18 protein-coding genes are annotated in these 22,402 nt (G+C 60.9%); 6 read left to right on the top strand and 12 right to left on the bottom strand.

What is annotated here, in order from left to right; genetic code table 11:
* Window positions 1-18: 18 nt before the first annotated feature.
* The 8 genes from DTW90_RS27990 to DTW90_RS27955 all read right to left on the bottom strand — a co-directional run bounded on the left by DTW90_RS27990 (window position 19) and on the right by DTW90_RS27955 (window position 10,762).
* The gene (locus DTW90_RS27990; protein ID WP_149342604.1) at window positions 19-1,431 is read right to left on the bottom strand and encodes a phosphomannomutase; all 1,413 of its coding nucleotides are present in this window, start codon (window positions 1,429-1,431) and stop codon (window positions 19-21) included.
* 319 nt (window positions 1,432-1,750) lie between these two features.
* Complete coding sequence (locus DTW90_RS27985) at window positions 1,751-2,974, bottom strand: polysaccharide biosynthesis/export family protein (protein ID WP_149342602.1); 1,224 nt, start codon at window positions 2,972-2,974, stop codon at window positions 1,751-1,753.
* Window positions 2,971-5,193, bottom strand: a complete 2,223-nt coding sequence (locus DTW90_RS27980; protein WP_149342600.1) for a family 16 glycosylhydrolase — start codon at window positions 5,191-5,193, stop codon at window positions 2,971-2,973. The genes DTW90_RS27985 and DTW90_RS27980 overlap by 4 nt, the downstream gene beginning before the upstream one ends.
* A complete protein-coding gene (locus DTW90_RS27975; protein WP_149342598.1) occupies window positions 5,190-6,284 on the bottom strand; it encodes a glycosyltransferase family 2 protein in 1,095 nt (364 codons plus the stop codon). Before DTW90_RS27975 ends, DTW90_RS27980 begins: the two co-directional genes overlap by 4 nt.
* Window positions 6,281-7,705, bottom strand: a complete 1,425-nt coding sequence (locus DTW90_RS27970; protein ID WP_246665081.1) for an O-antigen ligase family protein — start codon at window positions 7,703-7,705, stop codon at window positions 6,281-6,283. Before DTW90_RS27970 ends, DTW90_RS27975 begins: the two co-directional genes overlap by 4 nt.
* Window positions 7,706-7,707: 2 nt before the next feature.
* Complete coding sequence (locus DTW90_RS27965; RefSeq protein WP_246665080.1) at window positions 7,708-9,159, bottom strand: polysaccharide biosynthesis protein; 1,452 nt, start codon at window positions 9,157-9,159, stop codon at window positions 7,708-7,710.
* 28 nt (window positions 9,160-9,187) lie between these two features.
* Window positions 9,188-10,063, bottom strand: coding sequence for a glycosyltransferase (locus tag DTW90_RS27960; RefSeq protein ID WP_132527822.1), 876 nt, complete (start codon window positions 10,061-10,063; stop codon window positions 9,188-9,190).
* A gap of 6 nt (window positions 10,064-10,069) precedes the next feature.
* Window positions 10,070-10,762, bottom strand: a complete 693-nt coding sequence (locus DTW90_RS27955; protein ID WP_132527823.1) for a sugar transferase — start codon at window positions 10,760-10,762, stop codon at window positions 10,070-10,072.
* A gap of 479 nt (window positions 10,763-11,241) precedes the next feature.
* On the opposite strand from DTW90_RS27955, the gene DTW90_RS27950 reads away from it, so the two are divergent.
* The gene (locus tag DTW90_RS27950) at window positions 11,242-11,964 is read left to right on the top strand and encodes a response regulator transcription factor (RefSeq protein WP_245513114.1); all 723 of its coding nucleotides are present in this window, start codon (window positions 11,242-11,244) and stop codon (window positions 11,962-11,964) included.
* 83 nt (window positions 11,965-12,047) lie between these two features.
* On the opposite strand, the gene DTW90_RS27945 is transcribed toward DTW90_RS27950, so the two are convergent.
* Window positions 12,048-12,803: a HemK/PrmC family methyltransferase gene (locus DTW90_RS27945; protein WP_149342593.1), complete on the bottom strand. Its 756-nt coding sequence runs from the start codon at window positions 12,801-12,803 to the stop codon at window positions 12,048-12,050.
* 292 nt (window positions 12,804-13,095) lie between these two features.
* On the opposite strand from DTW90_RS27945, the gene asnB reads away from it, so the two are divergent.
* The 5 genes from asnB to DTW90_RS27920 all read left to right on the top strand — a co-directional run bounded on the left by asnB (window position 13,096) and on the right by DTW90_RS27920 (window position 18,976).
* Entirely contained in the window at window positions 13,096-15,057 is a 1,962-nt protein-coding gene (gene asnB, locus DTW90_RS27940; RefSeq protein WP_149342591.1) for an asparagine synthase (glutamine-hydrolyzing), read from the top strand.
* 12 nt (window positions 15,058-15,069) lie between these two features.
* Entirely contained in the window at window positions 15,070-15,348 is a 279-nt protein-coding gene (locus DTW90_RS27935; RefSeq protein WP_188080083.1) for an acyl carrier protein, read from the top strand.
* Window positions 15,349-15,369: 21 nt separating this feature from the next.
* Window positions 15,370-16,926 (top strand): AMP-binding protein, encoded by a 1,557-nt coding sequence (locus DTW90_RS27930; protein ID WP_149342589.1) that lies wholly within the window; start codon window positions 15,370-15,372, stop codon window positions 16,924-16,926.
* The gene (gene nadE / locus DTW90_RS27925) at window positions 16,923-17,921 is read left to right on the top strand and encodes an NAD(+) synthase (protein ID WP_149342587.1); all 999 of its coding nucleotides are present in this window, start codon (window positions 16,923-16,925) and stop codon (window positions 17,919-17,921) included. The genes DTW90_RS27930 and nadE overlap by 4 nt, the downstream gene beginning before the upstream one ends.
* 65 nt (window positions 17,922-17,986) lie before the next feature.
* Complete coding sequence (locus DTW90_RS27920) at window positions 17,987-18,976, top strand: thioesterase domain-containing protein (RefSeq protein ID WP_245513115.1); 990 nt, start codon at window positions 17,987-17,989, stop codon at window positions 18,974-18,976.
* Between the two features lie 32 nt (window positions 18,977-19,008).
* Here the strand turns inward: DTW90_RS27920 and DTW90_RS27915 are convergent, their stop codons facing one another.
* Genes DTW90_RS27915 through araG form a run of 3 tightly spaced genes read right to left on the bottom strand, consistent with a single transcriptional unit; the run spans window position 19,009 to window position 22,348 of the window.
* Window positions 19,009-19,878 carry an aldose 1-epimerase gene (locus tag DTW90_RS27915; protein WP_149342585.1) on the bottom strand — a complete coding sequence of 290 codons (870 nt, stop codon included), beginning with the start codon at window positions 19,876-19,878 and terminating at the stop codon, window positions 19,009-19,011.
* Window positions 19,875-20,825 carry an L-arabinose ABC transporter permease AraH gene (araH, locus tag DTW90_RS27910; protein WP_132527831.1) on the bottom strand — a complete coding sequence of 317 codons (951 nt, stop codon included), beginning with the start codon at window positions 20,823-20,825 and terminating at the stop codon, window positions 19,875-19,877. Before araH ends, DTW90_RS27915 begins: the two co-directional genes overlap by 4 nt.
* A 17-nt stretch (window positions 20,826-20,842) precedes the next feature.
* Entirely contained in the window at window positions 20,843-22,348 is a 1,506-nt protein-coding gene (gene araG, locus DTW90_RS27905; protein WP_149342583.1) for an L-arabinose ABC transporter ATP-binding protein AraG, read from the bottom strand.
* Between the last annotated feature and the right edge of the window lie 54 nt (window positions 22,349-22,402).

Genomic DNA, 22,402 nt, shown 5'->3' with positions numbered 1-22,402 from the left:
TCTAAAGTGATCAGATATTCAACGCGCCCAGGCGCGGATGAGATCAAGCCCCTGGCTCAGCAAGGCCTTGGCGTCGTTCTCGTCCCTTGCCTCCACGTAGCAGCGCATTTCAGGCGCGTTGCCGGATGGGCGGAAGTGAATGATGCGTCCGTCGTCAAGCGTTACCCTCAAGCCGTCAATATCGCTCTTGGATGCAACCTTGCCAACGGGCGCAAGGAAGCCCGCGAGATTGTCATCCGACTGCCGCAGATGCGCCATCAGCGCGGCGCTGGTCTCGACGGCGAAATTCTCCAGGCGGTCGGCCGCAGCAAACGCTAGCTTATAGGAAGCGGAGACGGCCGAGAGTGACCGGCGTTCGCTGGCTGCTGCATAAAGCGTTGCAAGGATCGGAAGGAAGCTGTCGCGCGTTGGCAGCGCCCGCATCGGCTGTCCCTCAATGATGAACCGGCTCGCCGTCAACGTACCGCCATTGGCTTCGAAGCCCATGACGTTCTGCCGACCGGCGGCCAGCGCCTCCTCCATGCCGGCAATGACATAGGGAGATCCGACCCGGGTGCGAACCACCGAATAGGATCCGGCCGCCTCGATGCCGGAATTGGAGGTGACGGGCGTGACCACGACTTCGGCGCCGAGGAAATTGGCCGCGATCAGGCCGAGCAGGTCGCCGCGCAGCGGTTCGCCGGTCTCATCCGAAACGAGCGGGCGGTCGCCATCGCCATCGGCCGAAACGATGGCATCGAGCTTGTGCTCAAGGGTCCAGCGCTTGAGGTGATCGATCGTCTCCTGCGAGACGGCCTCGGTGTCGACGGGGATAAAGCTTTCGGAGCGGCCAAGCGCGACCACTTCAGCGCCGTAATGGGAAAGCACCAGGCCGATCATGTCCCTGGCGACGGTGCTGTGCTGATAGACGCCGACCGTCAGCCCAACCAGACCGTCAGTCGGCAGCAGGGCCGTGTTGCGCTCGAAGAACAATGCTTCCGCTGCAGCGCGCCTGTCCTCGGCCTGTGCCGGCGTCTCGTTCAACGGACCATCGCCGATGGCATTCGCCTCGGCCGTTATTGCGAGTTCATCGTTCTTGTCGATTTCACCGTCGGGCCGGTAGAATTTGATGCCGTTGCGGTCAGCGGGGATATGGGAGCCGGTGACCATCAGCGAGGCGGCCTTGAGTTCCAGGCCGTAGAGGGCAAGCGCTGGCGTTGCGATCGTGCCGCAATCGATCGGCTGAAGTCCCGCCCGCGCCAGGGCGCCGATGCAGGTGGCTGCGATGTCGGGGCTGGAATCGCGGAAATCCCGGCCGACCAGGATTGGATCCCCCGCTGCGGCAAGGCCGCTCCTCAGAAGGTGTCTTGCAAAAGCCGTAGCATAGACCGCAGACGCCCGACCCTTCAGGTCGACCGACAGACCGCGCAGGCCGCTTGTTCCGAATTTCATGTCCGTTCCCGCAAATATAAACACTCTAATTCGTTTTGAGTTCTTTATGCAGAACCCGCAAATCTATAAAAGCCGTTGTGTGTAAATCGCAATACACATTCCATTTGTAAGCTTCTTTAAAGCCCGCCGACAGCGGAAATATCTTTTTAATGTTAACGCGTATCGGGCAGGGACTTCAATACAGTCAGGGCAGCCGAAGCGTAAGCACCCAAAACTGGCAGCCTGACATTCATGCGGGCTCAGGGCGATCACCCCGGTCATCTGAACGCACGTTCGACCGGTCAAGACCGGCCGAACGTTTCCTTGTGCTGGAAATGCTTTACTGGGTGTTGGGTGCCATCATCTGTTCGGGACGGATGGACACATCCAGCATGTCGTCGGGCAGTATTTCTGTGTCCTCCTTTGCTGCTATCTGGGTCGTTTCACCATTGGTCTTGCGATAGATCACCAGTTCCGGACCACCGCCATTGCCGCCGCGCAGCTGAGCCTTGACGGCGCCGGTATAGAGCAGCTTCTCGCTGGATGCCTTGATCTGGGCGGCAAGCTTTTCGGTCTGGATCGTCGTGTCGCGAAGATTGTCGTTCAGTTGGGCGCGATGCTGCTCGTCCTGTATTTCGATGTTGCGGGCAATTTCATCCCTGTCATGACGGGCCTGGACCAGCCGGGATTCCGAATCGCCCTGCTGGCTGCGGATTTCGGCAAGAGAATGCCGCTCGTCGTCGATACGGGTTGCCATGACGAGGCCCTTTGCTGCGGACGCGGTCATGCGGTCGACGGCGTCCTGCTGCAGCTGTATGGCCTCTTCATTTCGCTGCCTGGTTGCCTCGAGCGCCGCGATGGTCGCTTCGGCTGACTGCAGCGAGCTTTGCAGGAAGGCACGCTGCTTTGCATAGTTCTCAATCCGCATCTTCAGATCGCTCTGTTCGAAGGACGCGATCTCGTCCAGCGTCGAGCGTTGCAGAGGCGCGGAGTAGATGGGGCTGAGATCAATATCGTTGCTGGCGTTGAGTTCCGCCTTCAGGCTGATGGCCCTTGCCCTTGCCCTTGCAAGATCGATCCACAGGGATTCGTTTTCACTTTTGAGATCAGGCGCCGTCATCAGCGGGTTTTCGGTGCGAAACCGCAGGGCGTCATAGCCGCCGGCAAGCGCGATGGCATGGCGCACCGTCAGGCCGGGGCGATAAGGAACCGCGCCGGGACGGGAAACGTCGCCGGAAATATAGAAGGGACGATATTCGACCATCTCCACCGTCACGTCGGCGGATTGTATGCGGCCGTCCTTCACCAATCCGTCCGACAGCGCTACGCGCAGGTCATGGATCGAAAGCCCTTCCGCCTTGACCTCACCAAGGAACGGAACGGAAATGCTGCCATCGATGTTGACGGTGACGCGGCGACCGAAATCGGGAACGCCGAAGACGCCGAGCTGCAGTACGTCGCCAGGCCCCAGATGATAGAACGTGCCGTCCTCGGACAGGGCGGGCCGGGGCAGTAGAAACAGAGCCACGAGAAGGCTCAAGGTCGAAAGGCCGATGATTTTCATTGTATAATCCCCTTGTCTTGGTCTGATTGGCCGTCATCCGGCTGCCGCACGCGTATCCAATCGACGAGGAGGCTTGCCGGCAGCGTCGTCGTCGAATCCGGTGACCCTGGCCAGGACCCGCCGACGGCGAGGTTGAGGACAAGGAACATCGGCTTATTCAGGTCCTTGGGTGTTGCCGCCTTGAAGACCTGTTTTCCGTCCAGGGACCAGACGATCTTATCTTTCGTCCAGGTCATCCCGTAGACATGAAAATCGCGGGAAAGATCACCAACCCTGATGGCCCGCCCGGTTTGGGCGGATCCAGCACCGGCCGGAATGTGGAGACCGCTATGGGCGGTGACATGCAGAGTGCCCGGCTCGTGGCCGAGGATCTCGAAGACATCTATTTCCGGCGGCCAGGTCCGGTCTTCCGGCAGCAGCCAGAATGCCGGCCAAAGCCCGCGACCGGCCGGCACCTTTGCGCGGATTTCCACAGAACCGTAGGTGAACGAGAAGCGCCCGGCCGTGTTGAGGAGACCGGAGGCGTAGCGTAGACCCTTGCTCTGGCTGCGCAAATCCTGCGGGATCTCGCTGGCGCGAATGGTCAGCACGCCGTTTTCGACGGAATAGGGCTTGAGCGCCTGGATGGCTGCGCTGTCCTGGTTCGGCCGCGGATCGACGTAATATTCCAGTTCCTTGTTGCCGGCGTTTGTCCTCTCGCCTGTCGGATAGTACGGCTGCCACATGCCCTTGCCGTTCGAGCGCAGGTCGAGCGTCGAAAAATCGTCGGTGAACACGGTTTTCCAGGCGGTGGGTGAAGCTGTGGCCTCATCAGCAGACCCTGCAGCCTGTGCCGGATGAAGAAAGCTCAGGAAGGCGAGGATGGCGAGAATGAGCGCCTGAACGCCGACGATCCGCCCGCACGCCATCAGCGTCACCATGCCGAGCCGGTACATGAGGATCGCCATGGCGGCCAGCATCAGCAGCGCGGCGACGACGTTGCCCCAGGCCTGGCCCTCGATGCCGGCTAAATAGTTACCGGCGGCCATGCCGGCGACGAGCGTCACAAGCCCGACGGCCGTCAGCATCAGGGCATCGCGGCCCGGTCTTGTGGAACGCACGATGATCATCGGGACAATCCACACCATCGTTCCGAGCGGTATGCAGGAGACGGCAAGTGCAATCGTCGCAGGCGTTGCTTCCTCATAGGCCGGGAAGGCAAATGCGATCACCCTGCCAGCCGCGACAATGGAGACCAGGGCTATGACGGCAAGCCCGAGGGCCACCCTCAACAATTCCCTTTCGATGATGACGGCGTCGCGTTCAGGCGAGCGATCGATCATCCGTGCGAGCAGCTTGGGATAGCGAACCTGCGCGATCGTCGACATCAGCCCGAGGCCGATCATCGCGAGACTGGCGCCGAAAGAAAAGAGCCCGAGATCGTGTGGCGACGACAATGTCGATGATACCCAGCGATTGGCGCTGAGATAGAAGACCCAGGATGCGTTGAAGGCAAAGAGCGGCAATGCCAGGCGCGCCATCGACATGAATGAAGGGCGCTGTGTCAGCATCGGCAGCGGTCGCGCAAAGAGCAAGGCACAGAGCGTGTAGTAGGCCGCAAGTGCGGCAAACGAACCGGTCACGCCGCCGAACATCAGACCAGCGAGCCGCGGCACGGTCATCCCGAGCTGCAGGATGAGTGCGAGCACTGTGAATTCCCATACGCGGGAGCTCGCGCGATAGAGAGTGACGGGACCATTGGCGATCATCGCCATGATGCCGCCGCCGATCGCAAGCACGGTACCGAGCAGCGGCAGCGTCGCGCCTCCACCGGTCAACAGAAACACCAGCGGCAGCGTTGCCGCCAGCACGACCATGCCGACGACCCACAAGGTGTTCAGGATTTCGAGCGCTGCGCGGGCGGCGACTGTCGTTTGACGACCGGGTATCTGCTTGTCGGCAAGCTGCGAGAGACCGAGGTCGGCCCGGCCGGCATAGGTGAAGAGACTGGTCAGCAATGCGAATGTGCCGAAGGCAGTCGGGTCGAGGAGGCGCGGCGCCATCAACGTCGCACCGCTGCCGAGGAGCGTCAGCACCAGGGCGCCGATCGCATAGGTGGCCGGCTGCCCGAGCCACGCCCACCGCTTCGACATGCTCAGCCTGTCGAAGAGAGCCGGTGCCCTCGAGGCTGCGAAGGCGGGCCGATCGGGCTCGCTATCGGGTGCAAAGGCGGCGGTCATGACGCCACCGCGACGGCGACCGGCGGCCCGACGGTTGCCTTGCCGGCGGCAAGCGCGTCGAGCTGCGGCGCTGACCGAATGATACCGTGACGCAGGAGATCATCCGTCGAACGGTAGCGCTCGCTCTTCTCGCAGATGAAGCCCTTCCCCGGATGCTTGTTCAGCAGTTCGACGTAGCGGCGATATTCGACCCCCGCGTCCCAATGCTCGCCGCGGCTGACCTCGTGCCGGGCACGTTCGTCGAAATTGGAGAAGAGTTTGAAATGCAGCAGCGCGCCTGAGATCGGCGAAACGGAGAGCGGGTCCGTCCGATGGTTGGTGACCCACTTGCGTCCCGGCCGTCCCCGCATCAGCGGTACCTTGGTAATGTCTGGCGGCAGGGAGCCGATATTGGTCCGCTGCAGCCCGATTGCCTTGCCGAGAGGGTGGAGACGAAGGTTTCGCACGGCGCGGGCGACGGCCATCGGCCAGGTGCCCATCCGGTGATAGCGGGGGTAAAACACCCGCAGACGCGGGCCGCCGACCGCCTCGACATTGAGAAACCGCTTCGAAAACGGCAGTGCGGCCTTGTTGCGAACCCTGTACTCGGTGTCAAAAAATGGGCAGGTGTCGACAAAGGGCGTGCCCGGCTTGTAGACCGCGTCGGCGACGGCGCCCTCTGCGTACATATCGACCATGATCGCGAAGACGCCTTCGTGGCCGGATTTTTCCAGCAGATTGCAGAATTGCCGGATCGGAACCTGCTCGGAATGCGGGTAGACGAACAATTCGTCGGCGTCGATGAACAGGCACCAGTTGCCGTCGCCATGTCGCTCGACCATGGCGTTGATCCAGTTCATGCCGCAGCCGGCTTCTCCGAAGGAATCGGCTGTGTGATAGACGACGCAATCGCTCTGCGAGAGCAGGAAGTCCATCGTGTGGTCTTCGGAATTGTTGTCGCAGATATAGAAACGGTCCACGCCAAGCTTGCGATGGTATTCGAGAATGTAGGGAAGGCGGTCAGCCTCGTTGCGCACGACGAGATAAGCGTCAACGCTTCCGCTTCCGCGTCGGGAAGGCTGACGGTCAATGCGGTTGAGATGGACATTCATGTTCGACTGACCTCCGTCGAGTTGGGAACGACCGGCTCGGCCGCGGCTGAGGATCCGGTTTCACGGGCAAGGGCGAAGAAGAAGGCGAGCGTCAGCAGGCCCGGCGTCGCAAAGATGCTGACCTCGGTTAGCCCGATGATCATGATGAGAAGCACGATTTGGTCGCGTGTCGCATCGGGTCGCGAGACCATCCGGCCGACCAGGATTGCAAGAAAGGCGAATGCCGGCAGGGAACCCAGGATCCCCATGCAGAGGACCGTTTGCATATACATGTTGTGCATGTTGACCGGGTCGCCGGCGAAGGCGCGTCCGACGCTGCCCACGATCAGGGCTTCGGTGCCGTTGAAACCCCATCCGAGAAGCGGCTTTTGCGCAATCAGATCGGCGCCGACCGCCCACAGGTCCGTTCGACCGGTCAGCGTCATGATCTCGGCCGACGATCCGCTTCTCGCCAGGGGGCCAAGCAAGGCTCTGATGTCAGGGAATTGCCCGGTTGCGAGCAGGGCGAGTACCATCAGGCCGCCGATGACCCCGCCGATCGCAAACGGCGTAAAGAGGCGCTTTTCGCGAAAGGCGATTATTGCCCAGGCAGCGATGGTGGCGAGCGTCGTCGTGCGGCTATCGGTGGCGACAAGTGCCGCAAAGCCAATCACAAGCGAGGCAGCAAGGAGCCAGGGTCCGATAATCTTTTGACGGCGCGATAGAACGGCGAAGGTAACCAAGAGTGCCGCCTGTTCCCCGAGAACATTCGGATGCCCGGAAAGGCCGCGCAGACGATAGGCCGTCTCCTCCGCCGAAGGCGGCAGCCATGCCATTTCAGGCAGCAGGAACGCCGAGACGAGGGCAAGCGCCACAAACAAGACCAGCGTGATCGTTAAGATACGCAGGGTCGCAGCGACGCCGAGAACCGAGACGGCAAGGCAGGCAAGCAGCAGATAGGCAAGCAGCCCAACGGCGTTGCCGGCCGTGTAGGCTGGCGTTAGCGACCAGAGCGACGAGGCGAGCGCAATCAGACCGTAGAGAACAGCCAATGCGACTGTTCGCTCCTGGAGATGATGGACGATCTGACGCCAATTGCAGACGCATATCGCCGGGATCAGCACCCAGGTCGCGAGTTTCATTCCATTCTGCCAGTCGAGCCCTGTGTCGCCGTATTCGCGTGTGCGCAGACTGAGGTTCAGGCCGAACACGACGAAGACGAGAAGCGAGGCGACGGCCCACTGGCGGCCGAGCGCGGCCGCCAGGATTACGAGCAGAACCCCGGCCCCCAATGGAAGGCCGAAGGGTAGGCCGGCCGCTACTCCGCCGGATTGTTGCGCCAGCGTGAAAGAAAGGCCGAGCCAGGCGAAGCCAGTGGCAAGGGGGATGGCAACAGCCAGGCCCGGCCCTGCCCACCGGACGGCGGCACTGTCCGAGGGCATAGTCATATCTTCAGGAGCCGCTTTGCATCGCGCTTTACGGCCGAAAAATTCATGCCGGCCCCAGCGATGCAGGCCATACCCAAGCTGCCCATGGCATAGAGCGGCAGGATCGGGAAAACAGGCCGGTCAGGCACGGTCGGGGGTGACAGAACTTCCGCATCAGGCTTCAAAGCTTCCAGGGCGGGTGCCCGCTGCTTCAGGCGGGTTTGCGCGTCAGCCAGAACCTGGGTGTCGTTATCCGCGTCCCGACGCAGTTCGTCGAGCCGGAGGCCAGCCTTGCGGCGTTCGACGAGATCTTGGCGGATCTTGTCGATCTCTCCGCTGAGAAGGTTCTCACGCTCTGCCCAGTTGGCAGCTTCCACCTGGACGCTGGCGACGATGCGGTCACGCTCGGCCTGCGCCTGCTGCATGATGTTTCGAGATTCCGTCGACATGACAGCCACCCGCGACATGCTTTCGGTCAAGCTCTGGTTCAAGCGCTGGATGGTCGGCGACGACAGAACCTCAGGAGCGCTGTCGAGGGTTCCGGCAGCCTTCATCTTTGTCAGGCTGTCGGCGCGGGTCCGGGCATCGATCGAGCGGGCTCTTGCGGTTGCAAGTTCGGTGCTGAGCGTGCCGAGCTGCGCCTCAAGCGAAATCTGCGCGCCCTGGTCGATCAATCCGGATTGCTCCAGGAAGGACTGCATGGCCGCGGTGGATGCATCTGCCCGCACCTTGGCTTCTGCGACGTGGTCCTCCAGAAGCTTGTTCATGTCGTCCAGGTTCTCGGCCTTGCGCTTGACCTGCGCGTCAAGATAGGCCGACACCAGCGTCTTCGTCAGTGCGGCCGCCTTCTGCGGGTCCTCCGAACGGAAACCGACATTGACCGTATAGGATTGCCGGTTGCGGTGGAGGACGAGCTTGTTCCAGAGGTTCTCACGCAACTTGGCAGCCTTGGGCGAGGAGGCCGGCGTCGTCTGCGACGCCATCATCTGCGCCGGCGTCGGTGCCGGCGTCTCGCGAGCCCAGGTCGGCGGGAGGATGCCGCCGAAGAGGCTGAGCATCACCCTGTTGGTGATGCTGGGCTTCACCTTGAACTCATCGTCCGTGGCGAGCTTGTGCGATTCAATGACCGTTTCAGCCAAAGCCACGGAATTGAAGGCATCGAGATCGGACAGGATGAAGCTTTCGTCCAGAGGCGTGCGCATGGCCTGCGCATCCATCTGACCTTCCATGTCGGTCGGTCTGAGAACCAGCGTGGCGGTCGACTCATAGACGCGGGGCAGCGAAGGCCAGGCCATGGTGGCTATGACAAGCACGGCCGTGCCGCCGACAAGAAACCTGGCGAGCGAGTATCTGGGCTGCTGCTCCGGCGCGCTGTCTTGCGGCTCGGAGGATTGAAGCTGATCTTCGTTCGCTGCGCCTCTTAGAGGAATCGGCTGGGCCGAGTCAGCTAGATTTCGTTTCGTCTCCATTGCTTTTCCCTTGCCTCCTTCAGCGGTATCAACTCCGAACAAATGCATACAAACGACCGCGCATCGGTCCTGAAATCAGACGAAAACCGGTGTAGAGCGTCGTCACCATCAGGAACTGGTTCACGGTCAGGAAGCCGGCCTTGAAGAAATGCAGCCGGAAGCGAACTTCGTTCACGACATAGCGCCAACCGCCTCGGCGCTCGTTCAGTCCAAGTCCGGTCCTTGCCCGGATCAATGCTTTGGGAATGACGTGGAATTGCACGCCTGACATCGCCATGCGGATCCAGAGATCATAGTCCTCGAGCAAGCCGAATTTCGAGTTGTAGCCACCGACGGCGCGCAGCAGGTCGGCTCGCACGGCAACCGCCGGGTGCACGATGATGTTACGCCAGCGAAGCGCCTGAACGATCGCCTCGTGGGTGGTCGGCGCAACGCGCAGCCGCGTATCCGGCCTCTCGTCGTAAAATTCCTCGGCCCAGGAGGTGACCAGTCCGATTTCCGGATTGGCTTCGAGATAATCGCATTCGATGGCGATTCTATCGGGCAGGCAAATGTCGTCGCTGTCCATCCGCATGATGATGGGCATGGTGGCGGCCGCAAGGCCTGCATTGAGAGCGCGGGCGAGGCCGCCATTCCGCTCGAGGCGCAGGACGGTGAATTCCCACGGCGCCTGCAATGCCGCAAAATCTGCGATTACCTTTTCCTGCTCGCCGTCGACAGGACCATCGATAACAAGAACGATCTGATCGGCCGGTCTTGACTGGATGCGCAGGCTTTCAAGGCTTGCGGCAAGGTTGGACGCCTTTTCTCTGGCGTAGGTGGACATCAGGATGGAAACCCCCGATGCCGGTTGCTGCGTGTTGTCGGCAGCCTTGGCGAGTTCGATTGACGGAACCTTGATCATCGCCGCTCACCTCGCGCCTTTGCGGGAAAGGATGACGCCGGCGGTGCGAACCAGGATCTTCAGATCCAGCAGCATGTTGCGGTTCAGCACGTATTCGCAATCGAGTTCGACGCGGCGCTGATAGCTGACGTCGTTGCGGCCACTGACCTGCCACAGTCCGGTAATTCCGGGCAGCACGCTTGCATATTCGCTGACGTGTTCCTGATAGTGGCTGAGCTCCGAATTGGTGACGGGCCTCGGGCCGACCAGGCTCATCTCGCCGCGCAGCACATTGATGATCTGCGGCAGCTCGTCGAGGCTGCTGGCGCGAAGGAATTTTCCGATCGGCGTGATGCGCGGATCAAAGACCAGCTTCTGGTCACGTGCCCATTCGGCGCTCGCCTCGGGGTGATGTGCCAGATATTCCTGAAGGCAGTTGTCGGCGCCGATGATCATGGTGCGGAACTTCAGGCAGCCGAAGGGCGTGATCCCTTTTCCGACGCGGGTATGCTTGAAGATGATCGGGCCGCCGTCGAGCGAAACGAGAACGGCGACGACGGCGAAGAGCGGAGCTGCCAGGAACAGCAGCACCAGCGAAACGGACACGTCGAACGCGCGTTTTAAGACCTGACCGAACCTGCCCTGCCGCTGCGTTAGGTGTCTGGCAGGTATGGCTCGCGGCGGCGCGGCGGCGTGGCTGAGTTTCTGTGGTTGATTCACGACAGGCTCCCGTCTCTTGCCGGCGCCGGACAAACCGCTGACCATCCCGGCTTTTTCGAGCATCAGGACACCATTTGTGCGACGCGTTTTGCAAGGAAACTGAGGGGGTACCCCTAAGGAAGCTCTGTCAAATGAACTAATACTGATTACGACGATAGCTATATGTGCTTAGACATATAAGTATAAAATAAGAATATCATGCTATACGCCGTGAAATATCCCTGTGTAAATTGACGCCAATTTACCATTTATAGTAAAATTTTCGTTGATAACTGCGAAGAAGTCTTGATTTGATGCGCCGTCGCGCATTTACTGTTCCGTACAGTAATGTACCGATACCGGAATTAGGAGCTATCTTCGGCTTTGGGGACAGGGGGAATATTGTTATGCTTACCCCGACTTATATATTTGATTCCAGTCGCTTATTTCGTGAGGGAACGCGACTGATCCTGGGTTCGGCGTCATTCGAGGTAGTCGGGATGGGAGAGAGCCTGACCGACTTCTACGAATTGCCGAAGATGGAATCTTCGCCAGTATTCGTGATCGGCTCGGTTGCCGGCATCACGTTACGGGATTTCATCGCCCTTATCGTCTCGACCAATCCGAAAGCGCGTGTCGTCGTGCTTGCGGATGCCTATGACCATGAGGAAGCGACGGCAGTCCTTGCACTCGGGGCAAAGGGCTATCTGCACAAGAGCCTCTCTGCCGACAGTTTCGTCAAGGCTCTGCAGCTCATATCCGAGGAGTGCTCGGTCATATCAGGCTGGCCCATGTCCAACAGCATGGGCCGAGAGGCTGCAGCCCTGTCTCGCGCGGTACCGGCCTTGAAGGCCAACTCGCAATTCAGGTCCCAGCCGCAATCGCAATCATCGCTGTCGGCCATCGCGGTGGCCGACGATCCGTCTGAACAGGAAGCCGGCGACTTTCCGGAGCAGGACATCCAGCCGGTGACGCCGGTACGGATGGTGCGCGCTATCAACAATAGCGCCCGCAACCTGTCGCCACGGGAAAAGTCGATCCTCAAGCTTGTCATGGGCGGAGAGTCGAACAAGCAGATCGCACGCAGGCTGGAAATTACCGAGAGTACGGTCAAGGTTCATATCAAGACGATCCTGCGAAAGATCGATGTCAAGAACCGCACCCAGGCAGCGATCTGGGCGATGGCGGAGCCTGGCTTCAGTGAGTCCACTCAGCACGGCTAAAGAGCTCAGCCACCACAGCTAGAAAAAAAGCCCCTGTTCCTTTCGAGGAACAGGGGCTTTTGTTTGCGTCCCAAAAATCAGTCTTATTGGGTCGGGGCGAGCTTCATCGCCAGAGCCACGCGTGGCGTTCCCGACGGATCCAGGATGAACTGCGCCGGGCCGTAGACGCGTGCCCGCGAGATCATGGCCGCGGCCTGCCGCTCCTGGCCTTCGCCGAACTCAAAGGCAAGCCATCCGCCCGGCTTCAGGAAATCCGGCGCCTCGCGTATCAGGCGCTGATGGATGGAAATGCCGTAAGGTCCACCGTCGAAGGCTTCACGCGGCTCGTTCTCAAGCAGATGGGCGCGATCTGCTTCAAGTCGACTGCTTGAGATGTAAGGCGGATTGCAGAGCACGAGATCCACCCGGTTTTCCAACCCGATGTTGCGGATGTTCTCGAACATATCACCCTGCACGACGCTGACCCGTGCCTGCAGGCCGAAGCGCATGACGTTTCGCCAGGCAACATCGACCGTTTCGGGCGTAAGGTCGCAAGCCCATACCTGGGCATCGGCGACGTGATTGGCAACCGCGATACCCAGATTGCCACAGCCGCAGCACATATCGATGACAACAGGTGCAACAGGACCCTGGGTCAGTCGGTCGACGCAGACGGTACCCAGCAATTCGGTCTCTGCCCGCGGGACGAGAACGCTCGGCCCCAGTTCGAAATCCATATTCATGAAGGTGACGAATTTCTCGCTGTTCATGGGCATCGCAGGCAAAGCCTCGGTCGGTCGTGTCGAATAGGGGTTCCCGATGTCGTTACCGGATTCATTCGTTCTCAGATCGTCTGGCATATTCATCCCTCTCCTCCGGCTGGCGGTAAAAACGTACCCCCGTTCAATACCCAGCGGTTAGCGCAGCTCGAATGTTCCCATTACAGGCAAGGTGCGTAAAGGTCGCGCTGTGGGGGCATGCGGATTACCCACTCGGCTCCTAACGTTACCGGATACTCCTTCCACTAGGGGTAGTCCCTTTGCTCCATTGCTTCCGGAAGCCCGCCTAGACAAGCTTGAACGGTGTTTTGAAGCTGCGGCGCAAGTTGAGTTCGGGAGCCTTTCGGCCCGCCGCATGCGAGGGGAAACTATCATGTGCGGCATACTTGGATATTTCGGCGATGGCATGGCAGCCGGGCAAGCGGCTGCGCTTCTGCGCCGCATGGCAGGTTCCCTGCTGCATCGCGGCCCCGACGAAGGCGGCATCTTCACGGATGATGGCGCAGGCTTCGGGCATCGCCGCCTGTCGATCGTCGGTCTGGCGGATGGCCAGCAGCCGATGCCGAATTCGGACGGCTCCCTCTGCATCAGCTTCAACGGCGAAATCTTCAACTATGTCGAGCTGCGCCGTTCGCTGGAAGCCAAGGGCCGGCGCTTCAGGACGTCGTCTGATACGGAAGTCATTCTTCATCTCTATGAGGAAATGGGACCTAGCTGCGTCGATCTTCTCAATGGCGATTTCGTCTTTGCTATCTGGGATCGCAATCTTCGCCGGATGTTCATCGCTCGCGACCGCATGGGCGTGCGCCCGTTCTTCTATACGCAGCGCGACGGGATGCTGTTCTTCGCCTCTGAGATCAAGGCGCTGCTGGAAGTCCCCGGCGTCAAGGCCGATATCGATCCTTTCGCGCTGGACCAGGTATTCACATTCTGGGCGCCGGTCCCGCCGCGCACCATCTTCAAGGGCGTATCGGAGCTGCCGGCCGGCCATCTGATGATCGTCGACGGTAACGGCATTTCGGTTCGCCAATATTGGGATCTCTCATTCCCCGACAAAGCCGACGTTGAGCCGGCTCGCCGTGAAGAGGATGTCGCGGAAGAGCTGCTGGCGCTGCTCGACGATGCGACGGCGATCCGCATGCGCGCAGACGTGCCCGTCGGGGCCTATCTGTCCGGTGGTCTGGATTCCTCCATCACCTGCGCCCTTGCCAAGCCCTATGCGACAGCAGGGCTGCGCACCTTCTCGGTCACCTTCGACACCGCCGAGCATGACGAGAGCCCATTCCAGCAGGAAATGGTGAAGGCGCTGGGTACGCATCATTCCGCAGTCGCCTGCGGCCCGGATGAAATCGCCGGCATCTTTCCATCCGTCATCGAGCATACGGAAAAGCCGATCATCCGCACCGCGCCGGCGCCGCTTCACCTTCTGGCGCGCCATGTTCGCGAAGAAGGCATGAAGGTCGTGCTGACGGGTGAGGGTGCCGACGAGGTTTTCGCCGGCTATGATATTTTCAAGGAGACCCGTGTGCGCCGCTTCTGCTCGCGGCAGACGGGGTCGAAGCGGCGACCGCTGCTTTTCCGCCGCCTCTATCCCTATCTGCCCGGGCTGAGCCAGCAGACACCGGAATCCCTTGCCGCCTTCTTCGGCGCGGGCAACGAGGACGTTTCCGATCCGCTGTTCTCGCATCGGCCGCGCTATCGCAGCACGGCGGCGGCAAAGATCTTCTTCTCAGCGGACCTGCGAAAGACTTTGGCCGGATATGACGCGACCGAAGAGGTTCTTGCGCGCCTGCCTGCGGATTTCGGCCGCTGGCATCCGCTGCATCAGGCCCAGTATCTCGAAACCAAGTTCCTGCTTTCTGATTACATCCTGTCGAGCCAGGGCGACCGCATGTCGATGGCGCACGGGATCGAAGGCCGCTTCCCGTTCCTCGACCATCGACTGGTGGAATTCGCGGCGAAGATACCGCCCGGCATGAAGCTCAAGGGTTTCGTCGAGAAGCATATTCTGCGGCGGGCGGTCGCCGATCTGCTGCCGCCTTCGATCGGGCAGCGGACCAAGCAACCCTATCGGGCTCCGGACAGCCGGTCCTTCTTTGCCGGCCGCGAGCCTGATTATGTCGGGCAGCTGTTTTCCCACCGCGCGCTGGAGGAAACGGGCCTGTTCAATCCCGTGGCGGCCGAAAAGCTCCTGGCGAAGTGCCGCCGCGAGACCGATGGCTTCCGGGACAACGCCGCCTTTGTCGGCATCCTGTCCACGCAGCTCTGGCATGAGGCATTCACGAAGCGGGCGGTCAACCAGGGGGATGACCGTCAATTGGCAGCAGCGATCTAAAAAGGAGAACGCATGATGATTCCGCTGAAAGAGCAAATCAGGGCCTTTATTGTTGAAAGTTTCCTGTTTGGAGACACGAGTAGGGCCCTCGGGGACGATGCATCGCTGATCGAAAGCGATGTCGTGGACTCCACCGGCATCCTTGAACTCGTGTCGTTCGTCGAAGACAATTTCGGCGTCACCGTCGCGGATGCGGAGATTCTGCCCGCCAACTTCGACTCCATCACGAAGGTTGCCACCTTCATCATGAGCAAGAGATCGGCTGCCGATCCTATCGCCGCCGTCGCTTGAAATCGGACATTGGAGGGGACAATGCGTGTCGAGACTTTCCTGCGGGACAGCGCCACGTCGATGGGTGAGAAGATAGCCCTCGTGGCGGGGGAAATGCGGCTGAGTTATGCCGCGCTCGACACGCTTTCTGATCACCTGGCCGCAAGCCTAGTGGAGAGGGGCTTGCGGCCGGGTGATCGGACCATCATTTTCATGGACAATTGTTGGGAAGCGGTTGTTTCCATCTTTGCAATCCTGAAGACCGGGGGCGTCTTCAGCCCGATCAATCCGTCCACCAAGGCGGATAAGCTCGCCTATGTGCTGCAAAACTGCCGGGCAAGGGCGGTCATCACCCAGACCAAGCTCGCAAGCGTTCTCGACCAGGCCATGGCCGAGGCACCGACCGTGGAAGTCGCCATCGTTTCCGGCGACCAGCCGCTGACGATGCCTGTGGGTGCTGCGCGCTTCTCCGATTGTATCGCAGGGCCGGCCGTGCCGTGCCCGCATGGCGGCATCGACGTCGATCTGGCGATGCTCATCTATACATCGGGCTCGACCGGCCGCCCGAAGGGCGTGATGATGACCCATCGCAATATCGAGGCGGCCGCGACATCGATCACGACCTATCTCGAAAACACGCCGGACGACATCATCCTCAACGTGCTGCCGATCGCCTTCGACTATGGGCTCTATCAGGTCCTGATGGCGATCAAGATGGGCGCCACGGTCGTCCTGGAAAAATCCTTCGCTTTCCCGCAGGCCGTGTTTGAAACCATGCGCCGCGAGAAGGTGACGGGCTTTCCGCTGGTGCCGACAATGGCCGCGATGATCCTCGGCATGCGCGATCTTGCGCCGGGCTTCCTGCCCGGTCTGCGCTATATTTCGAACACGGCAGCCGCACTTCCGCCGGAACATATCGAACGGCTTCGCGCGCTCTTTCCCGGAGCCACGGTCTTTTCGATGTATGGCCTCACGGAATGCAAGCGCTGCACCTATCTGCCGCCTGATCAACTCGACATCCGTCCGGGCTCGGTCGGCATCGCCATTCCCAACACGCAGGCTTATGTGGTCGACGACGAGGGGCAGAAGGTCGCTCCTGGTGTCGTCGGCGAACTGGTGATCCGCGGCCCGCATGTGATGCAGGGCTATTGGGAAAACGAGGAGGCGACGAAGCAGAGGCTTCGTCCCGGCTTCAACCCCTGGGAAAAGGTGCTTTACACCGGCGACCTTTTCCGCACCGACAGTGACGGCTTCCTCTATTTCGTCGGCCGCAAGGACGACATCATCAAGACGCGCGGTGAAAAGGTCGCGCCGAAGGAAGTCGAGGCCGTCATCCATGCCTGTGTCGGCGTGTCCGAAGTGGTCGTGTTCGGCCGGCAGGATCCAATCCTTGGCCAGGCCGTGCATGCCGTCATCGTCGCGTCCGATCCCGGTCTGACAGAGCAGCTCGTCATCCGCCACTGCCAACGCAATCTCGAGGATTTCATGGTGCCGCGTTCGGTCTCCTTCCGGACCGAGCTGCCGAAGACTGACACAGGCAAGGTCAGCCGTCGGCTTGCCGCCGAGGAATTCGAACAAACAATGGAGCCAGCCGAATGAACACGATTCCACTCGCCCTTCATCGAGAGTTCTCGCCCGAAACGCTGCGGATCGACTGCGCAGCAGAGGTCACGCGGATAACGGAAGCGCTGCGAGACCAGGTGCGCACGAAGATGCGCCGGCGTGGTCTCGTCCTTGGATTGTCGGGCGGGATCGACTCCAGCGTCTGCGCGGCCCTTGCCGTCCATGCGCTCGGCGCTCGCAACGTCTACGCGCTCTATATGCCAGAGAATGATTCCGATCCTGACAGTCTGGCGTTGGGGCGCGAGCTGGCGGAGACCTACTCGATCGACAGCACGGTCGAAGATATCGGGCCGACGCTTGCGGCCATGGGCTGCTATCGTCGCCGCGACGACATCATCAGGCAGATCGAGCCGGCTTACGGCGAAGGCTGGGCCTGCAAGGTGGCGATCACCAGCCCGCTCAACGGCGAAGGCTATGCGATCTCGACACTGGTTCTGCAGGCGCCCGATGGCACCCAGACCCGCCACCGCATGCCGGCTTCGGCCTATCTCGGCATCGTCGCCGCGACCAACATGAAGCAGCGCACGCGCAAGCAGATGGAATATTATCACGCTGACCGGTTGAACTATGCCGTTCTCGGCACGCCGAACCGGCTGGAATACGACCAGGGCTTTTTCGTAAAGAACGGCGATGGCGCCGCCGACGTAAAGCCGATTGCGCATCTCTACAAGTCTCAGGTCTACCAGCTCGCCGAATATCTGGGCGTGCCGGAGAAGATCCGCCGGCGCCCGCCGACGACGGATACCTGGTCGCTCGCCCAGACCCAGGAGGAGTTCTACTTCGCGCTTCCCTACGATCGCATGGATCTTTGCCTCTACGCATTGAACAACGGGATCGACGCCGATGAGACGGCCAGGGCGACCGGGTTGACGCCTGCCCAGGTCGAATGGGTCTGGCAGGACATTCACTCGAAGCGGAAGACGACGCGTCCGCTCCATCTGGCGCCGCTTCTAGTGGAGGCTGTTTTTTAAGTAGTGTGGGGGAAATACCTATGACCGATCGGGGTGAGTCAAAGGACGAAATACGAAACCGACGTTTGGAAAAACTCAGATTTTGGCGCAGGGCCTGCGCCGACGAGAGCGACGTTTTCAAGTCCTACAACATGGAGGCGAGCGGCAATCCGCTGATCCTCTTCCATGGTGATTTCGATATGGGCGGCCTTTATGTCCGCCGCCTTGCCACGGAATGCAACTATCCTATCGTGGCTCTGGCTCCGCAGGGGCTGCACGACAATAATCTGCGCGCGAGCGTGGAATGGATGGCGCGCGAGCGTCTGAAGGACGTCCTTGCAGTCAAGCCGTCGGGGCCATACCGGCTCGGCGGCTATTGCAACGGCGCGCTTGTCGCTTACGAGTGCGCGCGGCTGCTTAAGGAAATGGGCCACGAGGTCGAGATCATCGTCATGATCGAGCCGTCCTCGCTGAACGCGAAGCCATTCTATCGTAGGCTATATAGCCTCATGACATCGGTTCTGGTTCCCGAGGAGAAACGCTCCCCGGCCGTGCAACGGCGCTTCGGGGATTTGATGTACATGGCCTGGGATATTGGCCGCGTTACGCATCTGTCATTTGGCGAAATTGCGCGATTGGCTCGCTATATCGTTCATCGACGCGCCACGCGACGCAAACGCCTCGTGCAGCAGGAGACTGAGGCTGCAGCAGCAGAGCGTCGGATCCAGGAGAAGAATGCCTATCTCAGGGCCTTCTATACCGCAGCGATCGCATCCTACCTGCCGCCGCCGGTGACGACGCCTGTCGTTGTGCTGTCGACCGGCCGCGACGGTGGCGGGCGGCAATGCGGCCTTTACGACGGAACGGTCTGGTCGCGTCTCGCCAGCAACTTCCGCCACATACAATTGCCGGGTCACCATTCGACCTGCCTGTCGCTGCATGCCGGAGAACTGGCGTCCAATCTCGGCTCGATCCTGCGAGGGCCACCTCCGGGAAGACCGGTTCCTGCTCCTCCACAGCTGACGCTCGTGAGCAACACGCATACGGCGACCGGCGAACGACAGGGTGTTCGCTGAGCCTTGCGTAGGCTGATCAAAAAAGCAAAGTCTCAAGCGGGCGAAAGGCGGAAGCGCATTTCGCCCGCCATGCGTTCGCCCTGTGCCAGCAGCCGCAATCCGCCGAGATCAGGCAGATGATGTCCGTTCGGCAGATGGCTCATCGGCTCGAAGCAGAAGAAGTCTGTCCGGTCGGTGGGCATGTAGATCATGCCGACGTTAAAGAGCGGATCGGCTTCCAGCAGCAGCCGCATGCCGAGTTCAGGCCAGTCTATCGAGGCCTTCCCATCCCAGCCTTCGAAGGCATTGTTGACCCATTGCGACGGGAGCAAGGCTCCGTCTCGGAAGTCCAGGTCATTCGGTATGCTCTGTCTCCGGTCGGGCAAATGGCCCTCGCGCTCACTCCAGCAGGCCTTCGTCGATGCCTTGAGGATGGTGCCGGGCGTTCGCGGAAAGAACGGATGCTGGCCGAGACCGAAGGGAAAGGGATCGCGCCCCAGATTTTCGACGGAAAGTGCGAGGTGGAGTTCATTTTCGGCAACACGGATCGTATGTTGTGCCCGATAGGCATAGGGAGAGCATTCGTCGGCAGCCTTCTCAAAACTCATCTGCAGATGGTCTTCCGACATCACTTCGATGTCCCACTCCGCCAGCCAGCCATCGCCGTGCAGATAAAGGGGATCGCTGCTGTTTGGCGCGAAGCGATAATCCCGCCCGCCGACCGTCATCCCGTTGTGTTCGACGCGGTTGCCGAAGGGTACCAGGGAAAAGCTCGCCATGGTCCCATCAGGGCCGCCGGCTGCGACCAAAAAAGGCGTGCCACGGTAGTCGGCAGACAGGATTGCGCCGCCGATCGGGCTGACGCGAACAGTCAGATCGCTGCTGCGAAGTGTCCGCTCGCCGTTCGATCGTGGAGAAGTCACGTTCTCCTGCCGACCGCGGTGGAGCGCAGATTGTCGAGGAGAACGGCGATGAGCAGGATCAGGCCGCGCACGACATATTGGTAGAAGGCCTGGATGTTGAGCAGGTTCATGACGTTTTCGGCAATGCCCATGATCAGCACGCCGACGATGACGCCGGTCATCGCCGCACGGCCACCGGCGAGCGACACACCGCCGAGCACGCAGGCGGAAATGACCGAAAGCTCGAGGCCCGTCGCCGCATTCGGCTGGCCCGATGTGATGCGGGAGGCAAGCAAGATGCCGGCGATGGCGCAGACGAGGCCCTGTGCGGCAAAGATCCAGATGCGCATATTGGCGACGTTGACACCCGCCAGGCGCGACGCTTCTGGGTTACCGCCGATTGCCAGCGTGTTCTTGCCGAAGACGGTGCGGTTCAGCAGGAACCCGAAGAAGACGAAGAGGATCGCCATGATCCAGATCGGTGTCGGGATGCCGAGGAAGTTGGAGAGCGCCAGCTGGTAGAAATTCGGATCGTTGATGCCGACGGCGCGGCCGTCGGAGGCGATCAGCGCAAAGCCGCGGACGATCTGCATGGTCGCGAGCGTGGTGATCAGCGCGTTGATGCGGAATTTGGCGATGACGACGCCGTTGACGAAGCCGACGAACCCACCGCAGACGAGCGCTGCCAGGAGGCCGAGCAGGATGGAGCCTGTCGCGTTGGATGCCATGACCGCGATCATGCCGCAGAAGGCGACCGTCGAGCCGACCGAAAGGTCGAAGTCACGCGAGGCGAGGCAGAACATCATCGTGCAGGAGACGATGCCGATCGTGACGACCGATTGCAGCAAACCCAGCATGTTGCGCTCGGTCAGGAAGTTCGGGACCGTCAGCGCCACGATGACGAAGGCGATGGCAAAGATCATCACAAGACCTTGTTCGCCCAGGAAGATTTTTTTGAGAGAAGTCATCGTGACTATATCCTAGCTCAGAGAATGCCCGCGGCGTTTTTATCCGGCAGGGCAGCGGTGAGAATCTGGTGTTCGTTGAAATCGGGGCGGGCGATATTGGCGGCGACCTTGCCGCCGCACATGACCATGATGCGGTCGGAAATGCCCATGACCTCCGGCAGCTCGCTGGAAATGACGACGATCGCCATGCCCTCGGCGGCCAGTTCATAGAGGATTTCGTAGATTTCCGACTTGGCGCCGACATCGATGCCGCGCGTCGGCTCGTCGATGACGAGGACCCTGATGCCCTGCTCCGACAGCCAGCGACCGAGAATGACCTTCTGCTGGTTGCCGCCGGACAGATTGATGATGTCCTGCCTGCGCGAAGGCGTGCGCACGCGCAGCTTGGCAATGAAGCGATCCGCAAGTTCGGCTTCCCGGCGCATGTTGAGGAAGCCGAAAGGGGAAAAGTGGCGGCGGGAGGAGATGGTGATGTTTTCCTCGATCGAGCGGCCCTGGACGATGCCGTCGAACTTGCGGTCCTCCGGGCAAAGCACCATGCCGGCATGGATTGCCGCCTGCGGCCTGTCCGGGCTGATCGCCACACCGTCGATCGAGACGGACCCCTGGTAGCGGTGGTCGGCACCATAGAGAAGGCGCGCCATCTCGCTGCGGCCGGCGCCGATCAGGCCGAAGAAACCGAGAATCTCGCCGCGGCGCACGGAAAAGCTGATGGGCGTCTTCAGCTTCGGGCCGGAGAGGTTCTTGACATCGAGCCTGGTGTCGCCGAGCGGGCGCTCGCGCCAGCCCCAGATATTGCTGATCTGGCGGCCGACCATCTCGGAAATGATCTGCTCGCGCGTGACCTCGGACATCGACGAATGGTTGGCGGCAAGCTTGCCGTCGCGCAGGACGGTCATGCTGTCGCAAAGGCGGAAGATCTCGTCGAGGCGATGTGAGACATAGAGAATGACGGTGCCGCGCGCCTTCAGGCGATCGATGAGCTGGAAGAGGATTTCGCTTTCGCGCGACGACAGCGACGAGGTCGGCTCGTCAAGCGCGATGACGCGCGCATCGAGCATCACAGCCTTGGCGATCTCGACCATCTGGCGCGCGCCGATCGACAGCGATGCGACCTTGGCGACAGGATCGATATCGATGCCGATATCGGCGAGCTTCTGCCGCACGGTCTCGACCAGCACCTTGCCCTTGATGACGCCGGCAGTGTCGGGAAAGCGCCCGAGCCAGAGATTTTCGGCAACCGTCAGTTCCGGGACGAGCTGCAATTCCTGGTGAATGACGATGACGCCGGCGTGGAAGGCGTCGCGCACGGAACTGTATCGCTGCTCCTCGCCGTCGATGACGATCGTGCCGCTGTCGGCAGACTGGTCGCCTGACAGAACGCGGATCAGCGTCGATTTGCCGGCCCCGTTTTCGCCCATCAGGCCGTGCACGGCGCCTTTTTCGACTGACAACGAGACATCGGACAGCGCTTGGACGCCGGGATATTCCTTGGAAATGCCGTTGAATTCTAGGAAGGCCATGGTCGTTCCGCTGAAAAAGAGGCCCGGTAGCAGCAATGCCGCCGAGCCATGATC

Source organism: Neorhizobium sp. P12A, assembly GCF_008365395.1.
Taxonomy (GTDB): Bacteria; Pseudomonadota; Alphaproteobacteria; order Rhizobiales; family Rhizobiaceae; genus Rhizobium.
The sequence above is the reverse complement of the archived record's forward strand: the minus strand, read 5'-3'. Positions and strand labels throughout refer to the sequence as shown.